Origin of the sequence: Polymorphospora sp. NPDC051019, from assembly GCF_040683055.1 — a bacterium.
GTDB classification, from domain to species: Bacteria; Actinomycetota; Actinomycetes; order Mycobacteriales; family Micromonosporaceae; genus Polymorphospora; species Polymorphospora lycopeni.
Genome location: NZ_JBFBCH010000004.1, coordinates 60,156 through 79,067, shown reverse-complemented (window position 1 = coordinate 79,067; position 18,912 = coordinate 60,156). Strand labels below are relative to the sequence as shown.

Genomic DNA, 18,912 nt, shown 5'->3' with positions numbered 1-18,912 from the left:
CGGAGGAGCTGCGGCGGTGATGTGGCCGAGGTCGATGCCGTCGACCGGCGTGCCGCCTCAATGAAGGGCAGCTCCCGGAGGAGCTGCGGCGGTAGTGCAGGCTGGTTCCGTACACGACCTTCACCTCTGCCTCAATGAAGGGCAGCTCCCGGAGGAGCTGCGGCAGGTCGGGTCAGGGTCTCGCCGGAGACGGCGCACACTGCCGCCTCAATGAAGGGCAGCTCCCGGAGGAGCTGCGGCGACCCCACCTGCCCCCTCGGCGTCAGCTTCGCCACCGAGCCTCAATGAAGGGCAGCTCCCGGAGGAGCTGCGGCTGACCTTCTCCGGAGTGTCGCACCGTTCGCACCTGCCTCAATGAAGGGCAGCTCCCGGAGGAGCTGCGGCGGTCAGGGTGAGGGTGGGGTCGACGTACTCGTCGCCTCAATGAAGGGCAGCTCCCGGAGGAGCTGCGGCCGCAGAGGACCTGGACGAGGACGACGAGCCGGAGCCGCCTCAATGAAGGGCAGCTCCCGGAGGAGCTGCGGCCGTCACGAGCCGGTCGTCACCCCGGAGGTCGTTGCCTCAATGAAGGGCAGCTCCCGGAGGAGCTGCGGCCGGCCACCGGGTTCGACAACGTGCCAACGGCCGCAGCCTCAATGAAGGGCAGCTCCCGGAGGAGCTGCGGCGAGCCCGCACTGCGGCCTGGATCGTGGCCCGCCCGACGCCGCCTCAATGAAGGGCAGCTCCCGGAGGAGCTGCGGCGTCGACCTGGTAGCCAACCCCCGGGCCGTGTTTGTACGCCTCAATGAAGGGCAGCTCCCGGAGGAGCTGCGGCGCTTGGACAGCGCGGCGCACGCCGACCGCCAGTCGGCCTCAATGAAGGGCAGCTCCCGGAGGAGCTGCGGCCGCGTTGCCTCGACTATGGGCAAATCCCGCCCAGGACGCCTCAATGAAGGGCAGCTCCCGGAGGAGCTGCGGCCCATCGATCGCACCGGCAAAGGTGGCGGCGTGGGACGGCGCCTCAATGAAGGGCAGCTCCCGGAGGAGCTGCGGCTCGTCCACGGGTTCCGGACGACGATGACGGCCTGCGCGGCCTCAATGAAGGGCAGCTCCCGGAGGAGCTGCGGCGGAAGGGCGGCCCGCGTCGGTGTGCACCTGCACCCGGCCTCAATGAAGGGCAGCTCCCGGAGGAGCTGCGGCCCTTGTTCTCGGCGTCACGGCTGTGGCCGGTGATGTCGCCTCAATGAAGGGCAGCTCCCGGAGGAGCTGCGGCATGGCCGCCTTGGCGGCGCGCTGCCAGGCCGCGTACCGGCCTCAATGAAGGGCAGCTCCCGGAGGAGCTGCGGCAAGCTGCGGGCGCTCAACCGCGAAGTCGTCGACGGTGCCTCAATGAAGGGCAGCTCCCGGAGGAGCTGCGGCCTGGGGCGCACTGCTCGTCGACGTCGACGCCGGTCTCGTGCCTCAATGAAGGGCAGCTCCCGGAGGAGCTGCGGCGCGTACCGGTTCGCCCGCAGCAGCTCCTGGCCCTCGCCTCAATGAAGGGCAGCTCCCGGAGGAGCTGCGGCATCACCAACAGAGGACGACGCGTCGCCGCGATCGTCCCCGCCTCAATGAAGGGCAGCTCCCGGAGGAGCTGCGGCCCTCGCGTGCGGCGATCTGGTCGCCGTTCGGGGGATGGGCCTCAATGAAGGGCAGCTCCCGGAGGAGCTGCGGCAGAGGACGAGCATCAGCGTCTCGCCAAACTCTGCTGAGCCTCAATGAAGGGCAGCTCCCGGAGGAGCTGCGGCCCCTGTCGGGCCTGATGCCCGAGAGGACCGCGGACTTGCCTCAATGAAGGGCAGCTCCCGGAGGAGCTGCGGCTGACTCTTGGATAGCGCCGCGAGCCTTCCTCGCTGCGCAAGCCTCAATGAAGGGCAGCTCCCGGAGGAGCTGCGGCGGAGATCTCGAACCATCGGCACGCCGAGCAACGGGCGCCTCAATGAAGGGCAGCTCCCGGAGGAGCTGCGGCCGTCGGTACACGCGACACAGACCGCCTCGCCGCCTCAATGAAGGGCAGCTCCCGGAGGAGCTGCGGCCCCTGACCCGGATGCACGGCGAGCTGCGCCAGTCCCGCCTCAATGAAGGGCAGCTCCCGGAGGAGCTGCGGCGTGGGCGCGGTGGTACCGCCGGTGACCACGGACGCGCCTCAATGAAGGGCAGCTCCCGGAGGAGCTGCGGCCGCCGTGACCGCCCGCCTGATCGCCGCACAGTCCAGCAAGCCTCAATGAAGGGCAGCTCCCGGAGGAGCTGCGGCGTTCGTGGTGGTCGCGTTGTCGACGGACCGCAGCGTGCCTCAATGAAGGGCAGCTCCCGGAGGAGCTGCGGCAGAGGCCCCGCCGGGCCGCTCCGCACGCCGACCGGGCCTCAATGAAGGGCAGCTCCCGGAGGAGCTGCGGCGCCGGCGTTGTCGCGCTCGCCGCCGCGGCGACGATGCCTCAATGAAGGGCAGCTCCCGGAGGAGCTGCGGCGCGGTCAACGCTGTCGCGGCCCTGCTCGACGGCGCCCTGCCTCAATGAAGGGCAGCTCCCGGAGGAGCTGCGGCCCAGAGCTGCTCGCGTAGGCGCGCTGCGTCGTCGAGCCTCAATGAAGGGCAGCTCCCGGAGGAGCTGCGGCTGGGTCAGAATTCTAGGGTTCCTGAGCAGGGCCGATATCCGCATCCTGCGAAGGGTGCCGCCAGTACGTCATCCGGATGTACATGCGCACCGACGGATCGGCAACCTGACGTGGACCCTGGGCTGGCCTTTTGCCTACGCGAAGGGTTCACGCTCACGAGCGTCACGAGGAAGCCTTCGCAGACGGGCCACAAAGCGCGGACCCATGACCGCTGATCGAACGATCGCAACCGGCCACATCCGCGTGATTGCCTATCGTGCCGCGCCGACGTGCCCAGGGATCTCGTGCAGATCGGGTGCGGCGGCCAGGCGTCGGCGCGGGCGCTACCGCGTTCGGTCGGGACTTTTTGGTTCGCCGGTACGGCAAGCACGTATCCTACGTGTCCTCGCTGGAGTTCGAGGCGGAACTTGCCGTCCTTGCCGTATGCCTCGTCCGCGGTGGCCCACGGTGCTGGCAGGCCGGCGTCCAGGGCCCGGCCGAGCATCCTCAGCCCGAGCACGGGTTTGGTGGCGAAGGCGACCGAGTCGTCGATCCCGGCCTCGTGCTGGCGTGGCAGGTCGTCGCGCCATGACTTCGGCAGGTACAACTCCCGGTCCAGCAGCACCCTGCCCTGCGGGGTGGCGTATGCGAGGAACACCCCGAGCTGGCAGTTCTCGACTCGGCCCACGGTCCCGGAGTACTGGCGCTGCACCCCGGCAGACTTCACCCCCTTCTTCACGAACCCGGTCTCGTTCACGATTAGGACCCCACCGGGCTGGTCGAGGTGCTTGCGGACGTGGTCGCGCAGGTCGTCACCGACCGCGTCGGGATCCCACACCGTCCGGTTCAGCAGGCGCTGCATTGCGTCCGGGGACCGGTCACCGGCGGCCTCGGCCAACGTCCAGCCGCGCTTGTCCGAGATCGGCGACAACAGCCCCAGCAGATAGGCCCGCGCCTGCCGCCTCGGCTCCACCCGACCGAAACAGGCACCATCACCGCCAGCAGATCATCGAACCGGGACAACCAGCCGGGCGCCTCTTTGATCGACACAGCCACCGAAGTCTACATAGGACAACAGCGCGATCCTCGACCGGTGAGACCGCACCACAAACGACCACTGACCAGGACAGACGTCGCGGACAGAAGGCGGCTGGAGCATTAGGAGCGAACTGCGACGCAAACCTGAAGAGCCCCTCTTTAGCGACCCACCAAAGACGACCGATACCGCTTGATCGGCTATGAAACATGGCCGGAAGGTGCAGCAGTGCTACCGACTGGATGATTGCCGTCCCGCAGCGGAGGCCGGCAGGATTTGCTTGCCCCCCACGTTAGGCAAACGAGTGGCGTTCCCCCTTTCGAAGCTTCCAGTTGATCGAGTGGTCTGGATCAGATCTACCTGGCTGAACAATCTCGACCATGCCCTCGCGGATCCGCGGCCCGACGCGCCCGCCGTCGTGGTTCAGCGAACGCCCCCGCACGTCGTCAGTCAGGGTGAGCTAACCTATTCCACCCTTGACGACATGGAGGCGGTCGCTGCACGTTTGTTTCCTGCCTGGCTTCCTGGAGCAGAAGGCATTCCGACATCGGCCGGCGCGGCACTTGCGGCCACGCGAAGAATTGCGATCGCCCATGCCGCTGCCACCGCTCAGTACGGCCCATTCATCGCTGATCTGGCCGTCGGCGCTCTCAGCGGGCAGGGCCCGGGTACAAGACACCACACGCCGGAGGTGCGCGCCCGGGGATTGGGGCGAGTGCTCGCGGCAAGTTTTGGGCGGTCTCGGTGCGCGCTACTGTTCCGCATTCCTGACAATATCGACGCGCACCGCGCGATCGCGTTGGTACGAACCGCAGAATGGCTCGTCGACCATGGCGGGGTCGGGGCGTGGATCTGCGGTGCCGCCCTTCCGAACGTTGACTGGGTAACGGAAGTCACCGCCACGCAGCGCATGGCCCCACAACCCCCAACCACGCAGCCTACGCCCGCAGAATTCGAACCCGCGCAGAACAGGGCGCAAACCCCTCCCAACCTGCCGCGACGGCAATCCGCTTCTCGGGCGCGTAGCCCTCTCGGCAAGCCGCACCCGACGAGTCGGGTCGAGGTAGCACTGGAGGACGCCCTTGCCGCTCGGCCATGGGCCTCCGGCCGGCTGTGGAACCAGACCGTGAGGCCAGGTCCGCTGGTCAATCCCGTACGGGTCGACCTGCTATGGAAAAGAGAACGGTGCGTCGTTGAGATCGACGGCGACGACCACCGATCGCCCAGGAAGTACGCCGAGGATCGGCACCGTGACGTGATGCTCCAACTCAACGGGTATGCCGTACTCCGGTTCACCAACGCGCAGGTGTTCGACGACATCGAGAACGTGCTCGTGCTTCTCCAGCAGTTTCTCGCCGGTCGCCGACGGGCCAAGAAAGGAGAATGACGTGGCAGGCGAACGTCTGACCATGGTCGAGACGGCCACACTGTTCATTCTAATGGCCGAGTCCGGGTCGATGCGCAACGCGACATTGGCTCGTGATCACGGCTGCCGGCTAGAGAAACAGTCACGCGAGAAGCTCGAACAGATCAAGTTCATCGAGGTCGAGCGAACCTCCGGAGGCCGGCTCGTGCTGACCCTGAGCGACAGAGGCTGGGCCTACTGCTCCGACGAGTTGAGGGCTGACTCCGCGCCACCCCGCGCCGGCGCCGCAGGTGGAGCGCTCTACGCAGTACTTCGGCGGATCGGCGGATTCATCGCGGTGCAACGGTCCAGCCTCGCCGATTTCGTCGCGACTTCCACCGCGACCGAAGCGCCACAGGCTGCGGACCTCCTGGAAACCAGCGCGTCGTCGGTCCGCGAGTACCCGCCGTACGTCGTCCAGGGGCAGTCCAGCCCGCAGAGGCCGATGGCCGGGCTGCAGGACATAGAAGGACGCATCCGTACGGCTTACCGGACGCTTGCCAGCAGTTCCGGTGAACTGGTGGGCCTCGCAGACCTACGCGACCTGGTCCGGGACCTGCCAACCGCCGACGTGGATGCCGCGCTTCGGCGGCTCAACCGCCAACCAGGAGTCGCTCTGGTACCGGAGGCCAATCAGAAGACTCTCGACACCCGTACCCGGGTAGCGTCCGTGGTAGTCGGTGACCAGCCCAAGCATTCCATCTCGATGGAGACGTCGTGACCGAATCGATGCTGAAGGCGCTAGCCCATCTGCAGTTCAACTACACGCCGACGAAGAACGACGTCTGGCACCCGGCGCGGTTCCACGTCGATGGCCTGCACCCTGGGGTCGTCGCGGCAGTCCTTGACGGCGTCCTCGCGGCCGAGCGAAGCACCGACGCCAGCCCGATCGGTGTGGCTGTTCAGGGCCAGCGCGGTGCGGGAAAGACCCACCTTCTCAGCCATGTACGCGAACTGGTTCAACTGAGAGGAGGTTACTTCTTTCTCGTGAATCTGATCGACGCCAGCAGGTTTTGGCATAGCGTATCGGCGTCGATCGTCGAAGGTCTGAACCAGCCAACCGACGCAGACGGCACCACACAACTCCATGCGTTTCTCCAACGCCTCACCGGCAGACTCGACCTACCGGTCCTGACCCGCATGGCGATCGTCGGTCGGGCTCCGTTGACGCTTGACCGTTTGGACGCCTTCACAGCCGCGCTGCGCGGGCTCGATCGTCAGGTCGGGATCGAGTGCCGAGATACAGCTCGCGCGCTGGCGCTGCTCGCCGGATCCGACAGCCGGCTGCAGGACATAGCGATGTCATATTTGCTCGCCGCAGACGAGGTCGAGGCCGGCGAACGGGCGCAGTGGGGGATCCGGATCCCGCGTCGCCTGCCACAAGAGGTCGTCGCCGACGAGTCGAGGCTGCTCGCGCTCACCGGGCCGACGGTCGTCGCGGTGGACCAAGTCGATGGGCTTATCGCGCAGGTGGCAAACCGTTCGTTTGCGTCGCTTCCCCCGAACATGGCTGAGTCGCACGATTGGCGCGACGCTATCCAGCTCGACCAGGTCGCTAGCGGGCTGATGGAGCTTCGCGAGATGACCCGACGCACGCTGACCGTGCTTTCTCTGCTTCCGGTATCTTGGGCTTTGATCAAAACAAATGCGGTCGACACCGCACAGGACCGGTTTCGCGAAACGGCTCCGCTGGAGTCGATCCCGAACGCCAAGATCGGGCTGGCCCTGATCGAACGCCGGCTGGCCGGACACTACGAAGAGATCGGATTCGTGCCGCCATACCCGTCCTGGCCGGTGCGGCCCGAGGCGTTCGTCGACGCCCCCGACTTCACCCCCAGACAGCTACTGGTCAATGTAGAGCGTCACATTCGGTCATGCATCCTCAACGGCCAGGTCACTGAGATGACCGCGCTGGCGACGGCCCCTAATGAGTCACCCGCTGAGCCACCCGCGCAGGCGTCGACGAACCACACTGCCCTCGAGGACCTCGATCGACGGTACGCGGCGCTGAAGGCAAATGCGGAGGTGACAGGGCTGCTCGATCCGGCCAATGAGGACCAGGAGGTGCCGGCACTCCTGACTGCCGCGCTAGACGCGTGGATGAGGGAAGGTGGCGACACCGACTTCAGCCAAGACACGATCGCGACGCGGAAGCCGGTCTTGCACGCGCGGCTCCGGCGTTCGCTCGACGACCAGACCGGAGATGAGGCGCACTGGGCGTTCCGCGCGATCGCGGCGCAGCACTACAACGCTGAATTGGCACGACTGCGCAACGCGTGCGTGGCGGCCGGCCTGGCCCATGGTGTCGCTCAACGGCGGCTTTTCGTCCTTCGTAACGATGAGTGGTCGGTCAGCCCCAAACGCCGCAGGGCCGTGGAAGAGTTCATCGCGGCCGGCGGCCGGACGCTGCCCTTCGGTGACGACGACCTTCGAAGTCTGGTCGCGCTACGTACTCTGTTGGCCGAAGAACCAGAGGGCCTCCAGGCGTGGCTCGCCGACCGGCGCCCGGCCGCGCGGACGGCGTTGCTCACGGCCGCGTTCGCCGAAGGCGACGGGGAAGAGACAACAGCGGTCGTAGAGCAGCCCACTGTCCTGACGCATTCCGATTCGGCACCGGCTGATCCGCCGCTGGTTGCGCAGGCGCCCGTCGGCGCGTACGTCCGATTGGGGCTTGATTCTGCCCAGAATGATTCCATCTATGTCGAGTTGTCCGCGTTGCGAAAGCATGTCGCCATCTTCGCCGGCACGGGGTCGGGCAAGACGGTGCTGATCCGGCGACTGGTCGAAGAATGCGCCTTGCTGGGCGTGTCGGCGATTGTCCTCGACCCCAATAACGACCTGGCGCGACTCGGCGACGCCTGGCCTGATGAACCGGCCGGATGGCTCGACGGCGATGCGGAGGCCGCCGTCGACTATCTGGAAGCGACCGACGTAGTGGTGTGGACGCCGGGGCGGGAGGCAGGCCGGCCACTGGCGTTCCAGCCGCTGCCCGACTTTCACACCGTGCGCGGTAATCCGGACGATTTCTCCCAGGCGGTCGACGTCGCGGTCGACGCCCTGGCACCACGTGCGCAGGTGGCCGCCAACACGGCGAAGGCACGGCGCGGTCAGGCAGTCCTGCGACAGGCCCTACGCCACTATGGTCGGCAGAGCGGCGAGGCGACGCTGCTCGGGCTCATCAAGTTGCTGCGCGAGCTACCCGAGGGAGTCAGCGGCCTCGCCGGCGCCGCCGCGATCGCAGCAGAGCTGGCGGAGAACCTCGAAGCAGCTCGGATCAACGATCCTCTTTTTGGCGGTTCCGGAGAGTCGGCCGATCCGGGCACGCTGTTGACACCGGCGCCGGGGAAGCGTGCTCGAGTCTCGGTCATCAGCTTCGTCGGTCTGCCCGGCGAGGAAAAGCGGCAGAGTTTCGTCAACCAGCTCCAGATGGCGCTCTTCTCTTGGATCAAGCGCAACCCGGCGGTCGATCAGCCGCTACGCGGCCTTCTGGTGATGGACGAGGCACAGACGCTGGCACCATCGGGCCCGGTCACGGCGAGCACGCGCAGTACGCTGATGCTCGTCTCACAGGCCCGCAAGTACGGTCTCGGCCTTGTCTTTGCCACCCAGGCACCCAAAGGGCTACACAACCACATACCCGGAAACGCAGCCACGCAGCTTTTCGGCCGGCTCAACGCACCCGTGCAGATCGAGACAGCCCGGGAGATGGCCCGCTTCAAGGGCGGTGATGTGCCGGACGTCTCCAGTCTGAGCAGCGGAGAGTTTTATGTCGCGGTCGAGGGTGCGCCGTTCCGCAAAGCCCGCACCCCGCTTTGCCTTACTCATCACCCGGCCAGCCCCCTGTCTACCGAGGCCGTCATTACCCGCGCCGGCGACGACCACCCATCGTCGCAGTGAAGTCGCGCCCCCGCCTACAGTTTTCACTGTGGATACCTCGCCGTCCCGATGAGAGGAATTGACTTGCGCTCGCTGGATTTCGCTACGTTGCTCGCTGCTGGTTCGCCGGGCGGTCCTAGCTGTCTGACTTCGACCACCCCGCTGGAGCCGGCGGGTGGCCGGCACGCGTCGGTGGCGCCGGCCAAGTTCGCCGAGCGCAACAAGAAGGGCGGCGCGTACGCATATGAGCAGCGCTTCTACGGTGACGAAAGCCGGTACGCGGTCGTCATCGACTCGAAGCAGTCTCAGCTCAACCGGGCCGAGCAGGCGCTCGCCCAAGCCATCGACGACCGGCATCCGCTGCTGTCGCGGCTGCCGCATGTGCTCGTCACCTATGAGCGTGACGGCAACGTCGAGCGCTACTACGATCTCACGCTGCCCCACCGCGTCTTCGACGGCCACATTCGCGCCGGCACCGTCGACGGCCGGCCAACCACCCAGGTCGACGCTTACCGTGCGGCACGCGACGCGAGCGTGACCAATGCGCGGGCGCTGCTTGAGTTGAGCCCGATCTCGCTGGTTTTCGGTGCTTGGGACTCAAGCCGAAAGTCGCGGCAGGGACGCTGGCGCAGCGCGCTTGTCGGAGAGATCATCGGGTTCGTCGCGGCGGGCCGCGACGATGCGGGCAATCTGCGCCTGCCCGAGCCTGGCAAGCGCGGCGGTGCGCGGGTCGACCCGGTCGGCATGCAGATCAATTTGGGCGGCGACGCGATGAAGAGGCTGGCCAACGGTCAGCGAGGCGAGATGAGTACCGCCACGGTTGACAAGATCGTCAAGGCGGCCGGCGCCAAGTCGGGAGCGCCGCAGTCGGCGTCCACGTTGGGTCTGGGCGGCATCCCGCCGATGCTGGAGCAGCTCGCCGGCGTGGCCTGTGACGCGATCATCCGTACGCATGTGTTGTCCTTTGCCACGCTGCGACAGATGCGGTTCGGTGCTGGTCCGGAGGGCGATGCTGCGTGCCGGGCGCTGCTGGCCGCCCTGGCGCTCAACGCGCTGGCCCGTGCCGATGCCGAGCTCTATCTGCGGGCCAACTGCGACCTGGTCGAGGCGTCGGCGCCGTCGGTCAAGATCGACCAGCGACGCGGCACGTTCCTGGAGGTTGAGCCGCTCGATATCGACACGGCCGACCTGTTGCTGGGTGAGGCGTTGGCGCACGCTGAGAAGGCTGCCGACGTCAAGTGGTCGGGTGTGGCGCTGCGGGTCACCGGCAATCCCGACATCGTTTCCGGCGCGGTGGACGCCGAGTCGGAGGAGTCGTGAGTTTCGCGATCGTCGCGGAGGCTCTGCTCGGCGTCTACAGGGGGCATGTCGGTGCCGGCGAGGTCGATCAGATGCCGTCGCCGGCTCGCCTGCATGCCGGCCTCCTCTGTGCGGCCGCCCAGGGGGTGCGTGCCGTCGCCGACGGTGACGGATTGCAGCCCTGCGACGCCGACCGCGATGCGCTGCGCTGGCTGGAGGAAAACCCGCCCGACGGCATCACCGTCCCGGACACATTGTCTAACGACAGTGCTGCGGTGGCGTACCGGAGGGAAGGGTTGATCGTCAAAGAGGGCGCGAAGTCGCTCGGCGAGAAGCTGATCGGCAAGCCCGCGGTCGGCGGGGTCGCGGTGAACGGGCGGTTCGCGTGGACCTGGGAGCAGAGCCCGCCGGATTCGGTCGTCGCGGCCCTGGTCGAACTCTGTGCCGAGGTGCCGTACCTCGGAACGAGCGAGTCGCCGGTGCGGCTTTCGGTCGAGGCCGACTGGGAGACTGAACCAACGCATCTGCTCGATCGGGACGCGGACCTGTTCACCGGACGTGGTCTCGATCTCGCCGTCGCAGCCACGGGGCGGGTCGACGCTCTGGAGGCCGCGTATCGCGCCGCAGGGGTGGCGCCCAGGTCTGCGAGTGACGCTCATGCGGTGAGTGAAAAGACGCTGCGGCCGCCCGTGGTCACTGCCGGAACGGGCATCGGACGGTACGTCCCGCGCGACCCGCCGCCGGCACCCACTCCGTGGGCATCCGTTCATGTCTTGACGATCGATCGGCCGGTTCCGCCCGAGCAGCGGGTCCGCAGCGCCGTCGCGGTGCACCGCGCGCTCATCTCGCGGATCGGAGACGGGGCACCGGCGATCCTGACCGGAGTCTACGAATCCGGGGTGCGGCAGCCGAGCAACCGGTGCGCGATCCACTTCCTGCCCGAGTCCAGGCTTGCCGTGCTCCTGCCACGGGAGATGAGCGACGTCGACCTTGCCATGGTCGAGGCGGCAGTGGCGCGCCTACGGGAGATCCGGACCTCGGCCGGCAAGCTGCGGGTCGTCGGCGCCCCGCGGGTCTTCTCGGCTGACCAGTTCTGGCCGGAGCCGGCCGCCGGTACCGAGCGGTGGTGGCGGACCGACCCGGTCGCGGTACCCGACTGCCGTCCGCCGCGTGGTGGCCGCTGGTCGCTCGCCGACGCCGCGGCGCTGTCGGTCGCGTTCGTGTGGCGTGACGAGATCGGCGCGCCCGGCCGGGGTGACGCCCATTATCGCGGGCTGGCCGCGGCGGCGTCGGAACGCGGCGTCCGGGTCCATTCCGCGGTACGGGTGATGGACGGCGACGTGGGCCGGTACGTGCACAACTACAACAAGAGTGCGGTGATCCAGCCGTACCGGGCCATGCTCAGCCTCGGTGCCCTGACCGGGCCGCGGACGCTCGCGGCCATCGGGCAGAGCCGGCACCTCGGTGGCGGCCTGCTGATGCCGGTGGACTTGCCCGTCGACATCGCGCGGCGGTTGGCCCGATGAGCCTCGACCGAGCCGAGTTCGAGGCGTTCTTCGCCGCGCTCCATGACGGGCATGCGCCGTTCCGGTGGCAGGTTCGGCTGCTCGACGAGGTCCTCGATACCGGACGTTGGCCCGATCAGCTCGTCGCTCCCACCGGTGCCGGTAAGACCAGTGTCATCGACGTGCATGTCTTCGCGGTGGCGGTGATGGCCTCGGGGCACCCCGTCCGGGTACCGCGTCGCCTGACCCTCGTCGTCGATCGCCGAGCCCTCGTCGACGACCAGCACGAACATGCCAAGAAGGTCGCCCGCGCCCTCCAGGACGCGCGCGGCGAGGCTGGCGTCATGGGCCGTGTCGCTGCGGCACTGGACGGGCTTCGCTGGCCGGGGACCGACGGTCCTCCGGTGTGGACTCCGAGGCTGCGTGGTGGTGCACCTCCGTCCCGCGCCTGGCGCGACGATCCGACCGCTTGCATGGTGATCTGTGCTACGCCTGACATGTGGGGTTCCCGGCTGCTGTTGTCCGGCTACGGTTCGCGGCCGGAGGCGCGCCCGCGCGAGGCCGGGCTGCTCGCCTACGACACGGTGGCGGTCATCGATGAGGCCCACCTGTCCCGGCAGCTTCTGACGACCGCACGGCGCGTCGCCGAGCTGGCGGCCGTGGCCGTCGAACCACTCGCGGTGCCGATCCTGCAGGTGGTCGAGACCACCGCCACCCCCACCGGCGACACCGGGGTGGCCGTCGGGGTCGAACCGGGCGACCTCGACAGCGACGAGCCACTGCGGCAGCGGCTGATCACCCCAAAGCCGGTGACGCTGCTGCCGCTCACCGAATGGCCACTGCCAAGAACCGGTGCGGCCCGGGCCGCCGGATTGCGGGTGCTGGCCGATGAGGCCGTGCGCCTGCGGCAGACGTACGGGCCCACGGTCGGCTGCTTTGTCAACACGGTCGATGTCGCCGTGGCCGTCACCGCCGAGCTGCGCACCCGCGGGGTGGTGACCGAGATGGTCTGCGGCCGGATGCGGCCACACGACCTCAGCCGCCTTCGGCACGAGCGGCCCGGACTGCTCGCCATCGAGGGCAACCCCGAGGTCGATGTGCTCGTCGCCACCCAGAGCCTCGAGGTCGGTGTCGACCTGGACCTGAGCGCCGCTGTAACCGAGCTGGCGCCGGGCGGGGCGCTCGCGCAGCGGGCCGGTCGCGTCAACCGCCTTGGGAAACGGGCTGCGGAGATCTCGGTGGCCGTACCATCAGGCGACCTGCCCCGTGAGGATCGCCTCCAGGCCTACCAGCGCGAAGATCTGGTGACGGCGCATGCCTGGCTCGTCGAACGGCAGCGCGACCCGAACGGGTTCGCTCCGTGGGCGCTGCGCGACCACCGTCCGCCGGTGCCGGCACCCGCCCGCGATCTGTTCCAACGGCTCGAACTCCTGCAGGCGTGGCACCTCGCGCGAACCAACGACGATCTGGCCGCCGAACAGGACGACCTGACCCTCTGGCTGTCCGACGACATCAAGGAAGACCTCGAGATCGGTCTCGTCGTACGGCACGCGCTGCCCACCGATCCCGGCGATGCCGTAGAGCTAATCCGGGCTCTCCCGCCACGCAGGCACGAGACGCTTCCGATCCCGATCAGGCAGTCGCCGACGATCTGGGACCGGCTGAAGCCCGAGCCCGGAGCCGTACTTGTCCGAGCCAACGAATCGCCGCGCGTCGTTGATCAAGAGGAGCGGCTCCGACCAGGCGACTTGCTCGTCGTCGACGACGCCACCGCGCTGTTCACCGCCGGGGTCTTCACCCCGACCGGAGGGGAGACGCTGGCTGACGTCCTCGATGCCATTCCCGCACCGGGACCGGGCGAGGTCGTCCTGCGGATCGAGGGCGAGCGACACCGCCGATTCCTCGATGCGGTGGCAGCCACGGCCGGCAGCGGCGAGGACGACTTGCCCGGTCCCGCCATCGCCGGACTGCTGCGCGAATACCAGGCGGAGCTGACCCCACAACCGATGGCAACGGCGGCGGCTGAGCTACTCGACAGACCGGCCGGACAGCGAGCCGCGGCTGAGGTGGTGTTCCACTGGGCGCCGAACCCGGACGACCCCACCAACAACGGGCAGCGGTCCCTCATACGCATGATCGTCGTCGATCTACGAAAGGTGACCGCCGATGCCGAGCTACGCCAGACCTGGACCACCCACCGACAGCGGGTAACCCTCACCAAGCACTCCAACGCGGTAGCCGACCGGGCCGCAGACGTCGCCGCGCGCCTCGGTCTCGGCGAACGGCTCGTCGAAGACCTCCGCACGGCCGGAAAGCACCACGACGCCGGAAAAGACGACGACCGCTTCCAGCGATCGCTCGGCGTCGACCCGAACACCACGGAGCCGATGGCAAAGAGCGGCGTGCAGGACCCGCAGCGGATACGGCGGCTGAGCACGTCATCTGGCCTGCCGACCGGCTGGCGACACGAACAGCTCTCAGTCGTCCGCGCCTGGCCCGAACTGTCCACCACAGAAATGATCCGCCGTGACCTGGTGGCCCGGCTGATCGGCACCAGCCACGGCCGGGGCCGGCACAGCTTCCCACACGTCAGCGGGCAACTCGTCGGCGAGCCCGACGAAACCGCCATCGACCTCTTCGACGAAGGCGGCTGGGATGCGCTGATCGAACGTACGCATACCCATTGGGGTATCTGGGGCTGCGCCTACCTGGAGGCGCTGCTCCGCGCCGCCGACGGCCAGGTCTCCGCGGAGGGATCATGACCGACTTCGTACTGGCGGCAGCCGAACCGACCTCGATGCTGTCGCACATGGCCCTGTACGGGCTCGCCGCGATCGCCGAGGACGGCGGGCTCGACGACGTCCGAGTCTCGTGGACCGGTGGCATGGCCACCCGTCCGGTACTCAGCGCACCCGACGCCACACCCGAAACCGTGGGCGAGATCGTACGCGCGCACGCAACCCGGCTCGCAGCCCCCGATGCCTGGCCCGCGCAGTCGGTCAGCGACACCGAAACGAAAGGGCTGATGAGCCCTCGACTGAGCGTCATCGCCAGCCGGGACGGTTGGCAGTCGCTGCAGCAGCGCCGACACGACGCACTCGACCGGCTGACCGAGGCACGCGCGTACCTCGACCTGCGCCTGATCGCGGCCCTGGGGGAACCCAGCTATTGGCGATTCAACAAACAGGGACAGCGCCTCCAGGACGACGGGGCGAGCCGGCTGGAGATGCAGCCCCGCAACCAGGGATCCGAGTTCGTCGGCAGCCGCATCCGCAAGCTGGCCACCGCGCTCACCGCGCGCACGAACGCCGCAGTCAGCGACGGGCTGCTCGGGCGCAGCATCCGCGACGAAATCGGCAAGGACGCAGCCACCAGCCGTACGTCGACCGGCTTCGCATCGCCCGGCCCGGTCGACAATGCTCTCGCCTGGTGCGCCCTGTGGGGCATCTCGCAGTTTCCGATCGCCCTACGGACGCACGGGTTCGCGATCACCACCGGTCACCTCGGGCCCGGTTCCTCCGGCCACTTCTACGTGCCCGTATGGGAAGGGAAGTGGCGAACGGCCAAACTACGATCCGTCGTCGGCAGCGGCCAACTCGCCCGGTTTGCCAGCGCCGACCTGTCCTCGAACGCTGACATGTCCGACGGCGAAAACCCGCGGGCCCAGGCCACCGCCTGGCTGGCGAGCCGAGGCGTCGACGCGGTCGTACGCTTCCCGATCGGACGATTCGGCAGCGACAGCGCACCCGAACGCCGGGCAATGCGCGGCGTGATCCTCAAGACAGGTCGCCGCTGATGCCCGCGAGCGCCGACGAAGGGCAGCGCGACCTGATACCCGTCAGCCTGGTGGCCCATCACGTGTTCTGTCCTCGTCGAGCCTGGCTCGAGGCCGCCGGTGAGGCCACCGACACCCACCAGATGGAGGTCGGCATCCAGGCCCACACACCCGCCGACGACCCGATCGGATCGCGATCTCACCGCCACCGAGCTGTCGACGTGGTCAGCCACGACCTCGGGGTGATCGGACGCTGCGACACCGTCGAACTCGACGACAACGCGGCAATGACCGTCGTCGAACACAAGGCGACCCCAGTGAGACGCCGCCCCGACGTCACCGAACCGATGCGGGTCCAGGTTGCCCTGCTTGCCGGTGCGCTGACCGACATGGGCTATCCCGTAGCCGGCCAGGCAATCTATTTCGTCAACCACCGCACCCGCGTCGACGTTCCGATCTCGCTCGAGGACATGGCGGCTGCCCGGGCCGCAGTCGCCGCCACCGCTGAAACCCTCGCCGCGAACGAGGCACCACCGCCACTCGAAGACGACCGGCGGTGCTCACGATGCTCACACATCAGCATCTGCCTGCCCGACGAACGACCGCTCGCACCGGTCACCCGCCGTATCGTGGTGGCCGACCCCGATACGCAGGTCCTCCACCTGCTCACTCCCGGCTCACGCGTCTATGTCTCACGTGGACGGATCGAGGTCAGCAAGAGCGGAGAGAAGATCGGCACGTTCCCGATCGAACGCGTACAGGGCGTCGTCGTGCACGGCAACATCGACCTTTCCAGCGGCCTCATCCGAGAGCTTCTATGGCGCAGCCTGCCCGTCGTATGGTGCACCACCTCGGGTCGCGTTACCGGTTGGGCACGTGCAGCCCAGGGGCCCAACGGGGCCGCGCGCCCGCTTCAACACGTCGCCTCGTACCACGGGCGGATCGACCTGGCTCGGCAGTTCGTGTCCGCGAAGATCTCGAACCAGGCCACCCTGCTACGGCGGCACGGCGATGCGTCCGCCGAGGTTGTCCGGCTTCGCGAACTTCAACGCGATGCGCTCGCCGCCTCGTCACTGACCGACCTGTTCGGCATCGAGGGCGACGCCGCGGCCCGATACTTCGCACGCTTCCTCACCATGCTCCGGCCAAAGGTCGTCGCAGAGGAAGGGCTTACTTTCTCCGTACGCACCAGACGGCCGGCCCGGGATCCGATCAACGCGGCGCTGAACCTCTGCTACGGCCTGCTGACCGCGGATGCCGTCCGCGCCGTCGTCGCATGCGGCCTCGACCCACATGCCGGGTTCCTGCACAGCAGCGGCCGCAACAAACCGGCGCTTGCACTAGATCTCATCGAAGAGTTCCGTAGCCCCGTCGCCGACTCCGTCGTCGTCAACGCCTTCAACAACGGCGAGCTACACACCAGAGACTTCTCGACCGTGCTCGGCACCACCCGAATCGGCGAGCGCGGACGCAGGGCGTTGATAGCCGGCTATGAACGGCGCGTCACCGGCACATTCCGTCATCCCGTCTTCGGATATGACGTGACGTGGCGGCGCGCGATGGAGATCCAAGCACGCCTCATCCTCGGGGTCATCGACGGAACCCAGCCCCGCTATCAGGGCATCAAGATCCGATGAGTCGCGATGACGTCCGACGTCACCTGATCGCGTACGACGTCTCCGACGACGTACGCCGAACAAAGGTCGCCAAAAAGCTCGAATCGTACGGCGACCGGGTCCAGTACAGTGTATTCGTCGTGGATGCTGGCCCGGCCAAGCTCCTGCGGCTGCGTACATGGCTGGTCGGGACAATCGACCAAAGTACGGACTCGGTACTGATCTGCGACCTCGGACATCTACGGGGCAACGAGCACCGTTTACTCGATGTGATCGGCCGCGGTCGTCCGATCACCAGTCACGGTCCCGCACTGTTGTGATCAGCCCGCGAAGGCTCCGTCATGACGCGCGTAAGCGCGAACCCTTCGCGTAGGCAAAAGGTCAGCCCAGGACCCATGTCAGGACGCCGGTCCGTCGGTGCGCGCGTGCGGCCGGATGACGTGCTAGCCACACCCTTCGCCGGATGTGGCGATCAGCGCTGCTCAGGACCTCTAGAATTCAGCCCCTGCCGCAGCTCCTCCAGGAGCTGCCCTTCATTGAGGCGCGACCACGCCGGCGGGGCTGCCGTCCGATCCCGACGGCCGCAGCTCCTCCAGGAGCTGCCCTTCATTGAGGCGCGCACGGGCTGTCATTGCTTTCGACAGCTCAGACATGCCAGCCGCAGCTCCTCCAGGAGCTGCCCTTCATTGAGGCTACCAGTTCGTCGCGCGGGACCTCCTCGCCAAGCCGCAGCTCCTCCAGGAGCTGCCCTTCATTGAGGCTGCACCGGCAGTGAAGGGCTCGGCGAGCTGCCCGGCCACGCCGCAGCTCCTCCAGGAGCTGCCCTTCATTGAGGCGAGGCCGCCCGCGCCACGCTCGACCGTATCGACCAGGAGGCCGCAGCTCCTCCAGGAGCTGCCCTTCATTGAGGCTGGGCCACCTCCCGCCGCGAGGGCCAGCCCAACGAGGCCGCAGCTCCTCCAGGAGCTGCCCTTCATTGAGGCAGAGTCTGGCCGGATCGTGAGGCCGCTCAGCGGCCGGGAGCCGCAGCTCCTCCAGGAGCTGCCCTTCATTGAGGCCCGGCCCGCCGGGCCGGGTCATCGTCGTCGCTTCCAGCCGCAGCTCCTCCAGGAGCTGCCCTTCATTGAGGCGCTGTGAGGGGCGCTCACGGCGGCGGTAGCGCGGGGCCGCAGCTCCTCCAGGAGCTGCCCTTCATTGAGGCCCATGCCGACGAAGGACGTCGGTAAGGGCGGCGGCCGGGGCCGCAGCTCCTCCAGGAGCTGCCCTTCATTGAGGCACGGTGAGAACGTCGCGGTGGCCGTCTCCCACAGGCGCCGCAGCTCCTCCAGGAGCTGCCCTTCATTGAGGCGACCTCGGGTTGAGGGCGTCGGCGGAGGCGACGAGGGCCGCAGCTCCTCCAGGAGCTGCCCTTCATTGAGGCCTGGTCCCGACACGCTGGTGCGCGAGACTGCCGAGCCGCAGCTCCTCCAGGAGCTGCCCTTCATTGAGGCCCCGCCGAGGAGTGGGAGGAGGAGGACCAGGAGGAGGCCGCAGCTCCTCCAGGAGCTGCCCTTCATTGAGGCATGCATCAGCTCACGCCCCATCCGCTCTGCATCCCCTGGCCGCAGCTCCTCCAGGAGCTGCCCTTCATTGAGGCGTAGTGGACCGACTCCCGTAGCGCTGTGCGAGACGACAGGCCGCAGCTCCTCCAGGAGCTGCCCTTCATTGAGGCCGGGCTGCTGCCTCGGCCTGCTCGGGGGTGCGGGCTTCGGCCGCAGCTCCTCCAGGAGCTGCCCTTCATTGAGGCGACG

The 18,912-nt window shown here is 67.9% G+C and carries 9 protein-coding genes, 1 pseudogene and 2 CRISPR repeat arrays (1 of these 12 cut by a window edge); of the genes and pseudogenes, 9 read left to right on the top strand and 1 reads right to left on the bottom strand.

Annotated elements, in window-relative coordinates; genetic code table 11:
* Positions 1-54 precede the first annotated feature (54 nt).
* Positions 55-2,631: a CRISPR direct-repeat array (repeat unit 36 nt; unit sequence GCCTCAATGAAGGGCAGCTCCCGGAGGAGCTGCGGC).
* Positions 2,632-2,635: 4 nt separating this feature from the next.
* Positions 2,636-3,592, bottom strand: a pseudogene (locus AB0M79_RS09515) (IS701 family transposase); the annotation flags it as partial.
* A gap of 394 nt (positions 3,593-3,986) precedes the next feature.
* Here AB0M79_RS09515 and AB0M79_RS09510 point away from each other — a divergent pair.
* From AB0M79_RS09510 to cas2, 9 genes are all read left to right on the top strand, one after another.
* Positions 3,987-5,033, top strand: a complete 1,047-nt coding sequence (locus tag AB0M79_RS09510; protein WP_364210158.1) for a DUF559 domain-containing protein — start codon at positions 3,987-3,989, stop codon at positions 5,031-5,033.
* A 1-nt stretch (position 5,034) separates the two neighbouring features.
* Positions 5,035-5,772, top strand: a complete 738-nt coding sequence (locus tag AB0M79_RS09505) for a hypothetical protein (protein WP_364210155.1) — start codon at positions 5,035-5,037, stop codon at positions 5,770-5,772.
* Entirely contained in the window at positions 5,769-8,948 is a 3,180-nt protein-coding gene (locus AB0M79_RS09500) for an ATP-binding protein (protein ID WP_364210152.1), read from the top strand. Before AB0M79_RS09505 ends, AB0M79_RS09500 begins: the two co-directional genes overlap by 4 nt.
* A gap of 63 nt (positions 8,949-9,011) precedes the next feature.
* The gene (gene cas7u, locus AB0M79_RS09495) at positions 9,012-10,247 is read left to right on the top strand and encodes a type I-U CRISPR-associated RAMP protein Csb1/Cas7u (protein ID WP_364210149.1); all 1,236 of its coding nucleotides are present in this window, start codon (positions 9,012-9,014) and stop codon (positions 10,245-10,247) included.
* Positions 10,244-11,752: a type I-U CRISPR-associated protein Csb2 gene (csb2, locus tag AB0M79_RS09490; protein ID WP_364210146.1), complete on the top strand. Its 1,509-nt coding sequence runs from the start codon at positions 10,244-10,246 to the stop codon at positions 11,750-11,752. The genes cas7u and csb2 overlap by 4 nt, the downstream gene beginning before the upstream one ends.
* Positions 11,749-14,493, top strand: coding sequence for a type I-U CRISPR-associated helicase/endonuclease Cas3 (cas3u, locus tag AB0M79_RS09485; RefSeq protein WP_364210143.1), 2,745 nt, complete (start codon positions 11,749-11,751; stop codon positions 14,491-14,493). Before csb2 ends, cas3u begins: the two co-directional genes overlap by 4 nt.
* On the top strand, positions 14,490-15,527 hold the full coding sequence (locus tag AB0M79_RS09480) for a hypothetical protein (protein ID WP_364210140.1): 1,038 nt from the start codon (positions 14,490-14,492) through the stop codon (positions 15,525-15,527). The genes cas3u and AB0M79_RS09480 overlap by 4 nt, the downstream gene beginning before the upstream one ends.
* Positions 15,527-17,143, top strand: coding sequence for a CRISPR-associated endonuclease Cas1 (gene cas1 / locus AB0M79_RS09475; RefSeq protein WP_364210137.1), 1,617 nt, complete (start codon positions 15,527-15,529; stop codon positions 17,141-17,143). The genes AB0M79_RS09480 and cas1 overlap by 1 nt, the downstream gene beginning before the upstream one ends.
* On the top strand, positions 17,140-17,442 hold the full coding sequence (gene cas2, locus AB0M79_RS09470) for a CRISPR-associated endonuclease Cas2 (RefSeq protein ID WP_364210134.1): 303 nt from the start codon (positions 17,140-17,142) through the stop codon (positions 17,440-17,442). The genes cas1 and cas2 overlap by 4 nt, the downstream gene beginning before the upstream one ends.
* 187 nt (positions 17,443-17,629) lie before the next feature.
* A CRISPR array of direct repeats spans positions 17,630-18,912; the repeat unit is 36 nt; unit sequence GCCGCAGCTCCTCCAGGAGCTGCCCTTCATTGAGGC (it continues 1,084 nt past the right edge of the window).